This is a genomic window from Pauljensenia sp. C0170B5 (assembly GCF_056590195.1).
The window spans coordinates 283219-297906 of sequence record NZ_JBWPVR010000002.1; the positions used below are offsets into that span (position 1 = coordinate 283219).

Annotated in this window: 13 protein-coding genes; 7 read left to right on the plus strand and 6 right to left on the minus strand. The window is 59.6% G+C overall.

The features are described from left to right. Positions 1-5: 5 nt before the first annotated feature. The 4 genes from AC1EJZ_RS04555 to AC1EJZ_RS04570 all read left to right on the plus strand — a co-directional run bounded on the left by AC1EJZ_RS04555 (position 6) and on the right by AC1EJZ_RS04570 (position 4122). Entirely contained in the window at positions 6-1685 is a 1680-nt protein-coding gene (locus AC1EJZ_RS04555) for a class I adenylate-forming enzyme family protein (protein ID WP_480294015.1), read from the plus strand. 250 nt (positions 1686-1935) lie between these two features. Beyond that, positions 1936-2280: a YbaB/EbfC family nucleoid-associated protein gene (locus AC1EJZ_RS04560; RefSeq protein WP_058236423.1), complete on the plus strand. Its 345-nt coding sequence runs from the start codon at positions 1936-1938 to the stop codon at positions 2278-2280. Beyond that, entirely contained in the window at positions 2277-2612 is a 336-nt protein-coding gene (locus AC1EJZ_RS04565; protein ID WP_058236422.1) for a hypothetical protein, read from the plus strand. Before AC1EJZ_RS04560 ends, AC1EJZ_RS04565 begins: the two co-directional genes overlap by 4 nt. Continuing rightward, entirely contained in the window at positions 2605-4122 is a 1518-nt protein-coding gene (locus tag AC1EJZ_RS04570; protein ID WP_480294016.1) for a collagen-like triple helix repeat-containing protein, read from the plus strand. Before AC1EJZ_RS04565 ends, AC1EJZ_RS04570 begins: the two co-directional genes overlap by 8 nt. 83 nt (positions 4123-4205) lie before the next feature. Here the strand turns inward: AC1EJZ_RS04570 and lipA are convergent, their stop codons facing one another. Both lipA and lipB read right to left on the minus strand, forming a co-directional pair. Then, positions 4206-5321 (minus strand): lipoyl synthase, encoded by a 1116-nt coding sequence (lipA, locus tag AC1EJZ_RS04575; protein ID WP_480294017.1) that lies wholly within the window; start codon positions 5319-5321, stop codon positions 4206-4208. 9 nt (positions 5322-5330) lie between these two features. Next, positions 5331-5996, minus strand: a complete 666-nt coding sequence (gene lipB, locus AC1EJZ_RS04580; RefSeq protein WP_285014575.1) for a lipoyl(octanoyl) transferase LipB — start codon at positions 5994-5996, stop codon at positions 5331-5333. 104 nt (positions 5997-6100) lie between these two features. Here lipB and nadE point away from each other — a divergent pair, with 104 nt between their 5' ends. The 3 genes from nadE to AC1EJZ_RS04595 all read left to right on the plus strand — a co-directional run bounded on the left by nadE (position 6101) and on the right by AC1EJZ_RS04595 (position 10214). Next, positions 6101-6940 carry an ammonia-dependent NAD(+) synthetase gene (gene nadE / locus AC1EJZ_RS04585; protein ID WP_480294018.1) on the plus strand — a complete coding sequence of 280 codons (840 nt, stop codon included), beginning with the start codon at positions 6101-6103 and terminating at the stop codon, positions 6938-6940. Further along, on the plus strand, positions 6940-7488 hold the full coding sequence (locus AC1EJZ_RS04590) for a hypothetical protein (protein ID WP_480294019.1): 549 nt from the start codon (positions 6940-6942) through the stop codon (positions 7486-7488). Before nadE ends, AC1EJZ_RS04590 begins: the two co-directional genes overlap by 1 nt. A gap of 98 nt (positions 7489-7586) precedes the next feature. Beyond that, a complete protein-coding gene (locus AC1EJZ_RS04595) occupies positions 7587-10214 on the plus strand; it encodes a choice-of-anchor M domain-containing protein (RefSeq protein WP_480294020.1) in 2628 nt (875 codons plus the stop codon). On the opposite strand, the gene AC1EJZ_RS04600 is transcribed toward AC1EJZ_RS04595, so the two are convergent. The 4 genes from AC1EJZ_RS04600 to AC1EJZ_RS04615 all read right to left on the minus strand — a co-directional run bounded on the left by AC1EJZ_RS04600 (position 10211) and on the right by AC1EJZ_RS04615 (position 14688). Next, positions 10211-11938 (minus strand): FAD-dependent oxidoreductase, encoded by a 1728-nt coding sequence (locus AC1EJZ_RS04600; RefSeq protein WP_285014569.1) that lies wholly within the window; start codon positions 11936-11938, stop codon positions 10211-10213. The two genes, AC1EJZ_RS04595 and AC1EJZ_RS04600, sit on opposite strands and share 4 nt — an antisense overlap. Positions 11939-12306: 368 nt before the next feature. After that, complete coding sequence (locus AC1EJZ_RS04605; protein ID WP_092648444.1) at positions 12307-13215, minus strand: ABC transporter substrate-binding protein; 909 nt, start codon at positions 13213-13215, stop codon at positions 12307-12309. A 2-nt stretch (positions 13216-13217) separates the two neighbouring features. After that, positions 13218-13958, minus strand: a complete 741-nt coding sequence (locus AC1EJZ_RS04610) for an ABC transporter ATP-binding protein (RefSeq protein ID WP_058236415.1) — start codon at positions 13956-13958, stop codon at positions 13218-13220. Next, entirely contained in the window at positions 13942-14688 is a 747-nt protein-coding gene (locus tag AC1EJZ_RS04615) for an ABC transporter permease (RefSeq protein ID WP_070725984.1), read from the minus strand. Before AC1EJZ_RS04615 ends, AC1EJZ_RS04610 begins: the two co-directional genes overlap by 17 nt.

A 14688-nucleotide genomic window follows, 5' to 3' on the forward strand; every position in this document is an offset into this window, starting at 1 on the left:
GAGCCGTGATCACTGAGCCGCACGCAGATTTTTCCGCCATCCATTTCCTCGCGCTGTCCGCTGCGCGCCATGCCGGGCGCGACAATCTCATCGAGCTGCATCTGGATCCTGCAGCGCACACCTACTCGGAAGCCTCGCGCCGCACCCTGGCTCACAGCCTCGACGACGCGCTGCGCGCTGCTCAGGTCTTACTGGACTGGAATGTCGGGCCCACCTGCCGCGTCATTATCATGGCGCCGAACTGCGCCTGGCATATGCTCGTGCACGTGGCCTGCTCCGCAATAGGAGCCATCACTGTGCCGCTCGATCAGCACCTGCAGGCCGGGGAATTAGCCGCCATCCTGGTCAACTGCGAGCCGGATGTCATCATCTGCGGGGATGCTCAGATTGACCGCGTTGAGCGCGCGACCGCCTTGAATCCCGACGCCGACAACACTTCCCACCCGGCCCGCCAGCCACGCGTCGTGACAGTTGACCAGTGGAGTCGCGCGGTTGCTGAGACCTCTCCCCTGCCGCTTGCTGATGTGGCGGCACTGCCTGCGGACACGGTCGGCGCAATTTTGTACACCTCGGGAACGGCCGCTCATCCCAAGGGCGTCACACTCACCCATGAGAACCTGTGGTGGGGCACGCGCAATTTCCGCGACGTCTTCGAATATGGTCCACGCACCGTCGAAGCCGTCAGCGTTCCCCTGTCCCATATCGGTGGTTTCAACGGCACCACGCTGGACCTGACGATCTCGGGCGGAACGGTGATCATCGTGGATGCGTTCCATCCGGCTGCACTGGTCGAAGCCCTGGGCAGCTACCAGGTGGAGATGATGTTCGCCGTTCCCACGATGTACCGCATGATGTGTCAGGTTCCCACTTTCACCTCGGATGGGTTGCCCTCATTCACGCGCCCTTTGATCGGTGGCGCACCCGTACCGGCTGACCTTGCCGCCATGTTGCGCGAACGAGGCCTTGAACCGTTCAGCGTATGGGGGATGACTGAGCAGGCAGCGTCAGGTACGTGCCTGGTTCCCGGTCTTCCAGCCGACCGCTCCACAACCAGCGGTTTTCCTTTCCCGCACACACGTATCGGTATCGAGATGGTGGATGGGCTGGACGCACACGCTGTCCCAGTTGAAGGTACCCGGGCGGGCGAGTCCCCCTCTTCAACTGCGAGCGTTCTGCCGCCCAGCTCGCGCGAGGGAGACATCCGTGCGAACACTATTGGTGAACTCATCTGCACCGGCCCATCCGTTACCAACGGGTACTGGAATGACGACGAACTCAACGCGGCATCGTTGAGGGGCCCGTGGCTGCGCACCGGCGACTTGGGTTTCATTGACGAGGACGGCTTCGTTCACATCGTGGGGCGCAAAGTGGCCACGGTGAACACAGGCGGCGAAAAGGTGCTCCCTCACGAGGTTGAACAGGTGCTCACGCGCATGGACGGAGTCCGATCCGCGCATGTGGTGGGTGTGCCCGATGTGAAGTGGGGCGAAGCTGTCAGCGCGGTACTGGTCATGGATGAGGGGTGCGAAGCGCCATCGCTTCACGATGTACGTGAGTTTGCCGGTCGATATCTTGCGCGCTTCAAGGTGCCTCAGCGCCTGGCGGTAGTTGAGTCACTGCCGGTATCGTCCAACGGCAAGGTCACCGTCTGCGCGCTTCGCGCAGTGTTCGCACCAGATGACTAGCAGGGCGGTGTGTGTACCGGAAGTGTGTGTACCAGACATGTGCGTGTACGAGGCACATTGGCATTGAATCCAATGAACGGGTGAATGTGCGCGCATACGCACGCGTCGCGTTCTGTCGCAGTGTGGACGCGTATCGGTAAGAGAACATTGCATCACGGTGCAGCGGCCGGTGTACAGAGCAAATGTAAATTTGCGGAAATTTGCTGTCAGGTATGGACAAAGGTCCTGTTTTCCGTTTACATTCCTAGGTGTGGACGAAATTGCACAAGCGCAAGAGCGGGTCAAGCGTCAAGTGGCCCAAGCTCAACAGCACGCAGAAACCGCAACAGAATTTCGTCGCCGAGCAGAGCAAGTGACCGGACAGGGCACCAGTCGCGACCGTCTCGTGCGAATCACGGTGAATTTTCAAGGTCATCTCAGAAGTACAGATATCGATAGTCATGCCCAGGGCGTGCCAGCCGATCACATCGCCTACGACGTGATGGAGGCTTACAACGCGGCGCGCACGGACCTTCGCGGTCAGGTGCACACGATCGCGGGCGAACTGTTTGGTGAGGATTCTCCGATTGTCTCAAGATTGATAGGTGAAATGTGAGCGACCTCGAGATCAGAACAGACGAACTGTCCCAGCACAAAGCACACGTAGCACAGGTGGCCAGCGCTGTTGACCTGGCTAAGCAGGCCTCATATGAAGCGGGTATAGGCGGCACCGCTTTTGGGCTTCTCTGCACCCCGATCTTGCTGCCTCCGTTGTTGATCATGGAAAGCGCAGCGCGCCGAACCATGCAAAGCGCAACCGACGCCTTGGAGAGGACGTCCAGGCAGCTCGGACTGACCACTGAAGACTTCAACTCTCAGGAAGCGGACCTGACACGCGGGTTCAAAGCTGAGGTAAACGTATGGGGTAAGCGAGGTCGCCATGAGTAATTCTTTGATTGCTGAACGCCAGGAATCCACAGGGCAGCTGGCCGGTACGCTGCTGATCGAAGATGGTGAGGCCCTCGTCAAGGCCTTTGAATCGAAGGACTGGGTCAGTGGCGGCGTCGCACTCTTTTCAACCGCGCTGGATATCGGTGCCTCGGTCCTCGACCCGCTGGGCACACTGATTGCGATGGGCCTGGGGTGGCTCATCGAGCATGTTCACCCTCTGGACGAATGGCTCGATGCGTTCACCGGTGATGCCGACCAGGTGGCCGCCTACAGCGCGACGTGGAAAAACATTCACGCTCAGCTCGCTGAAGCCGGTACGCTTCTGCAGAACCACACCCGCGTCGACCTGTCCGATATGCGCGGTGAGACCATTCAGGCGCTGAATGCCCTCGAAGGCGACATCGCCAAGACCGTTGAGAAAGCCGGACGTTGGGCAGATGCAATGGGCACGGCACTGGAAGTAGCCGCGTCCCTCGTCCAGATCGTTCATGACCTGGTCCGCGACGCGCTCTCACAGATCATCGGCGCTTTTGCTTCAGCAGTGATCGAAGCAGTCGCGACCGCTGGTTTGGCACTGCCGGCGATCATCCAGCAAGTCACCGCCAAAGTATCCAGCCTGGCCACTCGCATCAGCGAAACGATCAACAAGGTGATCGAGTCGATCGGCAACCTCAAAGGCCTCCTGGGTCAGCTTGCGGGCCTGTTCGACAAAGTGAGCGGCATGCTCAATCAGTTCCTGGCCACCCCCGGTGGTCAGATTCTGAAAGATGTCGGCACCAAGCTTCTCACCACTGGTGGAAACGCGCTGCTCAACAAGATCACGGGTGGCTCACAGGGTGGCGGCCTCTTTGGTTCCCAGCGTCAGATGATGGATCCTGCGGCGTACGGCCGAGGCACCTCGCTGAACCGAGGATCAGGATTTTACGGTGGCGGAGCATATGGCGGCTTGGGTTACTCAGACTACTATGGCACCCACTACGCCTCAGCTTTGCCGAGTTCCTATCACGCAGGCTCCTACGGCATGCCAGGCTCCTATGACGTGTCGGGCGCTCATAGCGCGTCTGATGTGAGAATGAGCCACTCTGCTGCCTTCGCGGGTATCCGGCACAACGGTGATATCACTCCTGACTCACGCATCCCGGTGGCTCCGGCAGGTGCAGAAGCTGTCCACGCGTCTTCATCTGCTCCCACGCAGGCGGGCCGTCTGGGCTTCCACGCCGCTGAATCGTCAGCCGCGTCCTCTGCCTCCTTGGCAGCTCGTGGTGGCGCCGCGGCGACTGGGCGCGGCTTCATGGTTCCGCCGATGGCGATGGCAGGCGCCGGTGGTTCGATGGCGGCAGCAGCCTCGTCCGGATCTGGTTTCAGGGGAGCGCATGCGTCCCGGCAGATTATCAACGAGGAGAATTTTCAGTCATTGTTCGACACGGAGCCAGAAGCTCCTGCTTCGAACGTGCCAGTCATCACTGGTAGCCATCACACTGAACACGCCTTCTCGCCGAGGTCATAACTTCTGGTCGCCGACGCACAACGCGCGCCTTGACTGGCTCATCAGCCAGCTTCAAGGCGCGCATTGTGTAATGTATGAGGTTCCTAGAGGGCCGAAACCGGAAGCGGACGTCCTACCAGCGACCCGCTGGCAGGGATCGCAGGTTCGGCCGACGTTGAGTGAGCACACTCTGCCGGAGACATCCGTCCCACAACAGCTGAGGCTTCCTGACGCGCCGCACCAGCGGAGGCCAGTTCAACGAGGTCAGCATATTCGGACGGGATTTCCCGACCCAGGTTCTTCATCGCTTCGCCCCACAGTTTGCCTGAACGGTAGGAGGAACGCACGAGCGGCCCTGACATACAGGCGGGGAATCCCATCGCATACGCCACGTCACGCAGTCGCACGAATTCCTGAGGTTTGACCCATCGGTCAATGGGATGGTGCAATGCCGAGGGGCGAAGGTATTGCGTAATGGTCAAGATGTCACACCCCGCGTCCAGCAGGTCACGCATGGTGGATTCGATTTCTTCGGTCGTCTCCCCCATGCCCAAAATCAGGTTCGATTTTGTGACGAGGCCAGCCTCCTTCGCTGCGTTGATGACACTCAGCGAACGGTCGTAACGAAACGCCGGCCGGATTGTCTTCATCAGGCGCGGAACCGTTTCCAGATTATGAGCGAACACCTGAGGCCCGGATTCGAATATCTGTGCAAGGGCATGCGGATCGCCTTTGAAGTCATCGACCAGCAATTCGACACCGGTCCCAGGCTGCATGACATGGATCTGTCGGCACGATTCTGCGTAGAGCCACGAGGCTCCGTCTTCAAGGTCGTCTCTACTGACGCCTGTGATCGTCACATAGCGCAGTCCGAGTTCTTTAACCGACTCAGCCAGGCGCTTGGGCTCATCCCGGTCGTATTCAGTTGGCCGTCCGGTGGCAATATCGCAGAAGTCGCATCGACGCGTACACAGCGCTCCACCAATCAGGAAGGAAGCCTCACGGTCCTCCCAACATTCGTAGATATTCGGGCAGTTAGCTTCTGCGCAGACGGTGTGCAGTCCGCCGCGATGAACCAGCTGCTGCATATCCTGATATCCCGGCCCATTGGAAACGCGCGTCTTCAGCCATGTGGGACGTTGCTTTTCGATAGGCGTCTGCGAGTTGCGCTCTTCGACGCGTCGGAGCTTGCGGCCTTCAGGTTCTGGCAGTGTCGACAACGCTGGTCCTCACTTCGTTGCAGCTAGTTCAGATTCGTGTGCAGAGTATGTCAGTGGCTCCAGGTGGGCTGTCAGGGACGCGATGAGCGGATCAGCCGCATCGGCAACGCTGACTCCATCGACGCCTTCCCCAACGAGGGAGGCGACACCGCAGTCGTGCAACCCACAGGGAATGATACCTGTGAAGGCGCGCGAAAAGTCAGGATTGACGTTCAGAGCAAGACCATGCATCGTTGCGCCCTGAGCCACTTTGAGTCCGATGGCGCAGAGTTTGCGATCAGGGTCACGCAACCACACACCGGCTTTGCCCTCAATGCGAACAACCGGCAGGTGCCATGTAGTGCGGACAGCCTCGATGACTGCCGCTTCGACGGCGCGAATGTATCCAATCGTTTCCGTTGGAGCCGCCAGGCGAATAATCGGGTAGATCACCAGCTGCCCGGGCCCGTGCCACGTTACCGATCCTCCACGGTCAACCGAAATGACCGGCAGGTCAGCATCGACGATATCTTCAGGCTTCGTGCGTCTCCCAGCCGTGTAGGTCGGTTCGAACTGAGCAACAATGAGCGTGTCATCGCAATGGCTCACCTTCACGTCATCGAAGGTCTCACGCTGGATTCGGTCACCTTCCATGTACGGGATCAGTCCGCGATCCAAGAGGTTCTTTACCTGCATGCTTCTACTCTACGCTGGCGAAACTTATCGCCCCACCCGAGCAAGCGTGAGATACGCCGATGTTGGCAGTACTGCGAGCGCCTTCAGTTCGCTACGATTCAGATATGACTGATCATGAACGCCAACGCGCGATTATGGAAGAACTGGAAGTTGTCGAAGATTTCGATGCGGCTCACGAGGTCGAGCGTCGAATCACGTTCCTGGCCGAATATCTCAAGGAAACTGGCCTGAAGGGCTATGTCCTGGGCATTTCGGGCGGAGTAGATTCTACCGTTGCCGGTCGCCTGTCTCAGCTGGCGTGCGAAAAAGTGCGCGAGGATGGTGGTGACGCCACATTCGTCGCGATGCGCCTTCCATACCAGGTCCAGGCTGACGAGGACGACGCGCAAGATGCCCTGTCGTTTATCGATGCTGATCAGGTTCTGACAGTCAACATCGGAGCGTCGACCGATGCCATGTGGCAGGCAGTGAGTGAAGCAGATGATGATCATGTCGATTCCTACACGGAGTTTGTCAAGGGCAACGTGAAGGCTCGCGAACGCATGATCGCGCAGTTCACAGTTGCCGGTGCTCGCGGAATGCTCGTCGTCGGCACTGATCAGGCTGCGGAAGCCCTCGTCGGGTTCTACACGAAGTTTGGTGATGGTGCTGCTGACGTGACACCGCTGACTGGACTGCCCAAGCGCCGCGTGCGGGAGCTGGGCCGCTATCTGGGCGCTCCGGCGACACTGACTGACAAGGTTCCTACCGCGGATCTGGAATCTGATAAGCCGCTGCGTCCTGATGAAGTTGCTCTGGGCGTCACGTATGAGGCCATTGACGACTACCTTGAGGGCCGCGAGGTGAGCGAAGAAGATGAGCAGACCATCGTCAGGTGGCACTCGCGCACCGCTCACAAGCGTGCACTGCCTTTGACACCTGGCCGTTGGGAGAAGATGCACTGATGGCACGACGCTCGCGTCAACCTTCACCTGTCACATGGGTGTTAGCCGGTCTCGCGTGGGGCGCGCAGCTTGCAGCACTCTATGCCCCTGATCCGCGAGCTGTGACACGGTCGGATTGCGACGCCAGCGGAATCGGCGTCACTGACGCTGATGACACCGACGGCAATGGCACCAATTACCTCAGCGATACCGGCACCAGCGATACCGGCACCAGCGCGGCCTGCTCCACTGGCGGAACCTGTGCCACCGACGATACCAGCGCCATCGACAGTGACGATCACGACAGCATCGCGGACGCCGTGTTGAAATCGATGCCGCGTGATGCCGACAAACTTGTGCACGCTGTGTTGTTTGCCGCAGGCACTGCCAGCCTCGTTGCTGTGGGAGTGCCGTGGTATGTGGCCGCTGCGGGCCAATGCGCGCACGGATGGATCTCCGAAAAACTTCAGGCTCATATTCCGGGTCGCGGTGCCGATTCGGTAGATGTGGTGGCCGATGCGGCGGGCGTCGCGGTGGGGACAGCACTGGGCGTGATCGCTACCCGTTGACGACAAGGAGTCACAATGGGCAGCTCTCATCTTATTGATAAGTATTCTCACTTGCACTAGTGTGGTGGTAACTTCACCGCCTACGAAAGGTGCACACCGTGCCCGCCATCTCCCGCCAACGATTCTTCCGATATGCCGGCGCCACCCTCGTCACTGCAATCATGACCATCGGCGCCGCACTGTCGACAACTCCGCCCACCCATGCCGCTCCCGATGACGGGAAAACCGTGGCAACGCTCGGACATATCGATGCGCCGAAAACGTATTGGGAAGGCGGAACCTTCGTCCTCAAGAACGAGGCGCATGGGAAGGTCTATCCGCTTGAGCAGACCGTAAACTGGGTCGGCAAGGGGTACAACGACACAACCCAGGCTCAGCAGTTTATCTACCACGTTCCTGACGATCCTGAGGTGAGATTCCTGCGAGACACCAGTGCCACGTGGTACATGGCTCCGCAGCTTCCGGGGTGGAATCAGGCTCCGATCTGGGCAGGATTTGGTGCCGATGCAGATATTCCGATTGAACAGTTTGCTGGTCGCACTTTCACCCTCGACCTGGTTGATTTTGATGGACCTGGTCGCATGGAACTGATGAATTACACGACGTTGGGGCCATTGAAGATTCTGACGCGCTTAATCTCCAGCCATAATCCGGATCTGCGCTCAACATGGTTGACTGCAGGATCTCACACGCACAATATGACGCTGTTTTCCAAACCCGGACGCTACACGGCGACATATCGCGTCACCGCACGCTCAGCTGACGGCACCCTGATCGCGTCAAGAAAGTACCCGCACGTGTGGCAGGTCGGCGGCAGCCAACCCGAAAGCACACCCTCTGCTTCGCTGTCCGATCAGTTTGCCGCGGCATCTGATGCTCCACCGCAGGCCGGTGCCTACTCCTTGACCGTTCGCCCCCACCACGGGCGAGACAATGATGGTGATGATCAGCTGACGGATCTGGTGGCGAGCGTGCCTGAAGGTACCAGCGGAACAGTGACCTTCTTGATCGACGGCTATTTCCTGGCGGAAGTACCTGTTAAAGACGGGCGTGCAACGTGGCCTGAAATGCTGGGGAACACCACCAGCTCCCTCCAAGCCGTTTTTATTCCCGCAGATGGCACACACGCCAGGTGGGTCTCACCCGAAGTGTCTTACTCGACAGGCGATGCTGCGGCAACGGTATCGTCTCCCGCAAGCGCTCAGGGGCTGCCGCAGCCCGCTTCACACGATCCGGCGCCTGCATTTTCGACCGACGCGTATACGCCCACTGACTTGGGATTCGCTCTCACGCTCACCCCGGAAGACGGGGAGACATTCAGCACGACTATAAGGTTCAATGACCCGAAGATCCGTGCGACGCTCCGTGGCGGATATTACGAGGCTGGCGCGAATAATCCCACCTGCGGTCTTGAGCCCTCGGAGATGGTGTCGGGGTCGAAGGGCGCAGCCACCGCTTCCATCACCTATATGCAGTCTGACTGCGATGGGATGTCACTGAAATTCACGGTGCTCCCTCACGCTCTGATCGGAGCGCTGCCGACCGAGGTCACGATCCCCACGCCTGTCAATACTGCTCAGCCGCTGACGTATTCAGGCACGCTGAGAGCTGCTTCTCCCGCAGCACCTGCCGATCCAGATTCCGATCCGTCCGACGCAGCCGGTACGGATGGAAAGCCGGGCGGATCCGAGACGGGGACTGATCCTGGCTCAAATCCCGGTGCGAAACCAGGCACCGCTCCCGGAACCGATAGCGACTCGCCGCACACACAGGCTGACCCGCGTCTGATCCTGAACGATGGCCACGTGGATATTCAGGCCCGTCTGGAGGCAAATGGCCGTCTGGGGATCGCATTGAAGGATGACACCAGGCAGCATGCACATTCATCGCAGGTTCGCGAACTATCGTCAGTCGCGTTCGCACTGGATGACAATACGCGTCGGTCCACTCCGCGCACTCCGTCAGGCGCGGCGAACGGACCCAATTTCCTTCCCACACCTCCAGCCAAGTACTACCTGCTGGACCAGGAACAGCGCCAGGGCGCGTTGTGGCCAGGCTGGTCGACGACCGAGGTTGACGCTGAGCGTGCCGAGTCACTGACTTTACACCTTGAGCCGCGCTCCATTCCCAAAGGCGCCTCATACCACGTCTTTACCCTGGGAACCTTCGGTGAGACCACCGAATTGATAAATTCGACCCGCGAAATGACAAGCATCACCATGCCGGCGAACATTCACGCACATGCGGCGTGGGCATTCACCCAGCCTGGCGTGTATCTGCTCGATGCGTCTTACAGCGGGACGATCGATGGCGCGCCCGCATCATCAGGCAAGCAGTGCCTGACCGTACTTGTCGGTCACCAGGCAATCCTTGATCACAGGTCAGGAAAGACGCCCTCGTGCGCTGACACGCCCACCGCAGGCACTCCCACGCCAGATACTCCCGCTGGCGGGGCTCCCTCCAGCGAATCTCAGCCGACAGACTCTGGCAAGACGAAGACTGACGGTGCAGATGCAGGTACCACACCGCAAGACGCGGCTGGCGCGCAGGGCACGGGCGAGCAGCATGCCTCCGCCTCGGCTTCAGGTGCTCCGTTGGCATCAGTTACGCCACTGGGCACGCAGCGCCTTGCCAGCAGCGGCACCCATGGAGGAATGGTCGCAGGCGCACTCATACTGGCCGCGCTCGGGTGTGCGTGTGTGGCCAGGCACCCTCGCTGTTCTTAGTGAGCAACCATATTGCGGCCGGCCTTTTCTGCGATCGTACGCGCGGCAACATACCCGAAGACCAGGGCGGCCCCAATCGACGTGCCGCCGGCAGTGTAGGTGTGTCCAACAATGGATTTGGTGGTATTGCCGGCCGCATACAGACCGTCAATGACACTGCCGTCCTCGCGCGTGACCTGCGCTTGCGGATTAATCACCAGGCCGCCCGACGTTCCAATGTCACCGGGGTAGACCTGCGTGGCGTAGAACGGACCTTTCTCCACTGTGCCGAGCGACGGGTTCGGCTCATGGTAGCGGTCACCGTAGAAACGATCGTGTTCGTTTTCGCCGCGGTGGAAATCCTCGTCGATGCCTGTGCGCGCAAAATCGTTGAACCGCTCGAGGGTGAGGCGCAGCTGCTCGACCGGCACGTTGATCTTCTGCGCCAGCTCGTCCACGCTGTCTGCCTGTACCATCGCCCCTGATTCGAAGTATTCCCTGGGCAGGGGCACGACCGGCATGTGTCCGTAGCCGAACACGTATTTCGAGCGGAACTGATGATCGAAGATCAGCCAGGCGGGAAGGTTTTCTGCGTCTCCCTCGCCCTTGCCGAAATGCCCACCATACAGGCCCTGGCCAGCGGTGCAGTATGGCAGCGCTTCGTTCATGAAGCGCTTGCCCTGGCCGTTGACGATCACGGTGTGTGGCAGGGACCGGTCCGGGACGATAAAGCGTTCCTCATCTTCAATGACGATCGGCGTCCACGCGGATGAACGCGGCAACTGGATAACAGGTGACCAGATCGCATCAGCCATATTGTCGATCGCAGCACCGTGTTGCAGGCCGACCTGAATACCGTCGCCCGTGTTCGTTTCCGCGCCGACAGTCCACGTGCCATTAATCGGGTGGCGCTGGTATTTCTGACGCATCTGCGCGTTTCGCTCGAACCCGCCGCACGCCAGGATGACGCCCTTGGCAGCGCGGATACGTGACTCCTTGCCTTCGTGCGTCACGACGATGCCGCGCACCGCGTCATCCTCCACAATGAGGTCCTTCAACGCGGTGTTCATGGCAATTTCGACACCTGCGCGCAGGCATCCTTCCATGAGGGCGCCGGTCAGTCCCATTCCCATTGTGCGCGGTGTGCGCCGGGCAAAGAGATGCTTGATGTTGCGTGCAGTCAGTCGGGCCAGTCGCGCCCACGGCTTCCAGCTTGACGCAAAGAGCAGGATGTCGGCGGAGTCGAACGAATTCAGATCCAGCGGAACAGCCGGTTTGAAATAGGCCTCCATCTGGTTCTTTTTCCATTTGCCCAGTTTGTTCGAGTCGAAGGCACCGGCCTCCACGCCGCGTCCTTGCGGCTGAGCTCCCGGAGCGTCGAGCCAGTAATCGGGGTAGCCTTCCATGTTGCGCCACACCAGCCCGGGGCAGTTTGCAGTCAGGAAATCCATCGCGCGCGTACCGTTGGTCAGGAACGAATCAATCATTTCGTCACTGGTGCAGTCTCCAACCGTCGCCTTCATGTAGGTGCGACCCATTTCCATATTGTCGTTGCCGCCGACGCGTTGAAGTTGTTTGTTACCCGGCACCCACACCATGCCGGCCGACTTAGCGGTGGACCCGCCCCATTTGTCGCCTTTTTCGATCATCAGTGTGCGCAGCCCGTTTTTTGCCGCCGTCAGTGACGCGCTCAGGCCGGCTGCACCCGACCCTACGACAACGACATCGAATTCTGTTCGCTTCATTGCTGGCCTTTCATGTGTCGTTCGGACGAGGGATCACGCTTCACCATTGCCAGTGAGTGCCCACTCGTTTCGCACTTATCGCTACTGTACGGCATTGAAGCGACGAACGTGCCGGATCGCACTCCCCCTCTTGTCACAAACGAAATTCACATTCATACAATCTTCTGTTCGTCCTCGTGGGTTCCACTTTCGTCGCTTTGAAGGGCTTTCTGTTTTCGCCGCTGTCCGTTTCGTCTCGTTCCTCTTTGTCATCTCACCCGTCAGCGCAGTGAGATTCGGCGGGGTTTTCTTCTCTTACACGATCTGGGGTGAGGTCGGGCAGATTCTCCCGGCCTCACCCCAGCGTTCACGTACTGCGGGCAGTTGTCTTACTGCAGGTAGTCGTTCGTCCACGCGCCATCAATGTCATCCATCGTCGCGGTGGTGAACCCGTTATCAACCATCCACTGGGTGTAGGAGCGGATGACCCCCTCGTCCATCTGCCCCCACTGTCCACTGGGCGCGTGCCACGTGGGCGCCATAAAGGCCAGGGAAGCTTTGAGGGTGTCTTCTTCGCTGGCGCACATGGTGCTGGCAATCAGCTGGATCGTCTCATCCTGGTTGTCGCGCGCAAAGTCGTATCCCTTGCCGGTGGCCTGCAGGAAGCTGCGCACCGTGTCGCCATGCTCACGCAGGTAGGACTCTTCGACGCATAGGAAGTAGGCATGGTGTGGCGTGACCTCAATGTCGTCGAAGGAGATCTGAACGACCTGACCAAAGTCTTCCGACCCCTGGTAGGCTTCCCAGCCAAGCACGTTGAAGATCGCGTCATAATGACCTTTTTCGACTGCGCGGATATCCGGCTCGAACACGCCAGGATCTTCCACGATGACCTTCGAGTAGTCTCCCCCGTCCTTTTCGACAGCTTCCTTGACCATTTCAGTCAGGCGTCCCACCGGTGGGATCGACACATGCTTGCCTTCCAGGTCACGGAAGCGGGTGATGCCCTTGGACTTCAACGTAATGACGCCGCCAAGCTGGTTCTGATTGAATGTGGCGACCGCAACAAAGGGGTGATCAGTCTTCCGGGTTTCGAGCAGCTCGCCCAAGCGGATCGAGGCGAACTGGAATTCGCCGCGGGCGGTCAGTTCAGCGGGCGTGCCACGGTCAAAACCGTCCCAGGAGATGTCGACGTCCAGATCCTGGTCGGCATACAAGCCTTTCTTGCGTGCCACGAACAGGCCGGCGTGGTTGGGCCACGTCACGACGTATTCCAGACGAATTCTGACGAGGTTCATTGCTACCTTCTTTCTGCCCCTTGTTCGAGGGCGACTCTGATACTGGTGAGTGCGTGTAAGAACCGGGGATCTGTGCGCAGATTGGGATCGGTGCGGTTAGGCAGATCAATGGGGTAATCTGCGACAATGCGACCCGGCCGAGCGGACATGACAAGAACCCTGTCAGCAAGGGTAATGGCCTCTTCCACATCGTGCGTGACCAGCAGGATCGACAGTGCGCGCTGCCGGGCGGCGCTGACCAACCAACGTTGAATGCCGGCGCGCGTCATGGAATCAAGGGCGCCGAACGGCTCATCCAGTGCGATCAATGTGGGTTCAGCGAGCATCGTCCTCAGAAATGCCACACGCGAGCGCATTCCGCCAGAGAGCTGGTCCGGATAGGCGTGTGCGAATTCGTCGAGCTCGAACTGAGCGAGAAGGTCGAGGGCGGCCTGCCGTGCCGTGGCCGGGGGTAGTTTGTGGATGAACAGCGGCAATGCGACGTTGTCAACAACAGTGCGCCACTGAAACAGACCGTCGTTTTGCGGCATCAGTGCGACGTGCGGGTTATCCACCTGCCATTCGAGCTGGCCGCTCGTGGCGTGATCCAGGCCGGACACGATACGCAGCAGCGTGGACTTGCCACATCCTGATGGCCCGACGATTGCCACAGTCTGATGTGGGTACAGAGTGGCTGAAATGCGATCGAGGGCCAGAGTGGGCGGGACCTGGAATTGTTTACTGACGTCATTGATGTGAAGCATGTGTCACCGCTTTCCAGGGAAACGCAATGCGTTCGGCCAGAGCAACAACGCCGTACAGCACCAGTGTCATCGCTGTCAGCACTGCTGCGCCGACAAAGACCAGCTCGGTGCGAAACGAGGATTGCGCGGTCAGCAGGTAGATTCCCAAGCCATTGCGCGCTCCGACAAACTCAGCAGTCGCTGCCGTTGCCGGCCCGTAGGTGACGGTGATACGTAGCCCGGACATGAACACTGCGGCCGCAGCGGGCATGCGCACATGCGTGAGTATCCACCATTTCGATGCGCCCAAGGTCGTGGCCACGTCAATCTGGTCTCTGCTGGGCGATGCCAGTCCGCGCGCCAGCGGCACCACGATCGGGAAAAGCCCGAACAATCCGACCAGCAGTACTTTCGACGTGATACCGAAGCCGAACCAGATAATGAGCAGCGGCGCAATAGCGACGACCGGAATGGTCTGCGAGATGATGAGAACAGGGATGGCGACCCGACCGATCGGGCGAATCGCAAAGATGATGAAAGCCAGGCTCACACCGCACACGAGTGCGAGCACCGTTCCCAGACCAACTTCAAGGGCGGTGATCCTGGTGGCTTCCCAGACATTGGGCGCATCATCAAAGCCGGCGTGGATAATCGTCGAGGGCGCCGGCATAAGGCGTTCGTTGACGTTGAACGCGCGCACCGCCACCTCCCACGCGCACAGGAGCAACACCACAAACATCAGTGCGGGCAT

What these genes read in the sequence shown, in the direction of transcription:
- AC1EJZ_RS04590 (WP_480294019.1), top strand. Translation starts at nt 6,940, where the DNA reads ATGGCACGACGCTCGCGTCAACCTTCACCTGTCACATGGGTGTTAGCC.
- AC1EJZ_RS04600 (WP_285014569.1), bottom strand. Translation starts at nt 11,938, where the DNA reads ATGAAGCGAACAGAATTCGATGTCGTTGTCGTAGGGTCGGGTGCAGCC.
- AC1EJZ_RS04605 (WP_092648444.1), bottom strand. Translation starts at nt 13,215, where the DNA reads ATGAACCTCGTCAGAATTCGTCTGGAATACGTCGTGACGTGGCCCAAC.
- nadE (WP_480294018.1), top strand. Translation starts at nt 6,101, where the DNA reads ATGACTGATCATGAACGCCAACGCGCGATTATGGAAGAACTGGAAGTT.
- AC1EJZ_RS04610 (WP_058236415.1), bottom strand. Translation starts at nt 13,958, where the DNA reads ATGCTTCACATCAATGACGTCAGTAAACAATTCCAGGTCCCGCCCACT.
- lipB (WP_285014575.1), bottom strand. Translation starts at nt 5,996, where the DNA reads ATGCAGGTAAAGAACCTCTTGGATCGCGGACTGATCCCGTACATGGAA.
- AC1EJZ_RS04615 (WP_070725984.1), bottom strand. Translation starts at nt 14,688, where the DNA reads ATGCCCGCACTGATGTTTGTGGTGTTGCTCCTGTGCGCGTGGGAGGTG.
- AC1EJZ_RS04570 (WP_480294016.1), top strand. Translation starts at nt 2,605, where the DNA reads ATGAGTAATTCTTTGATTGCTGAACGCCAGGAATCCACAGGGCAGCTG.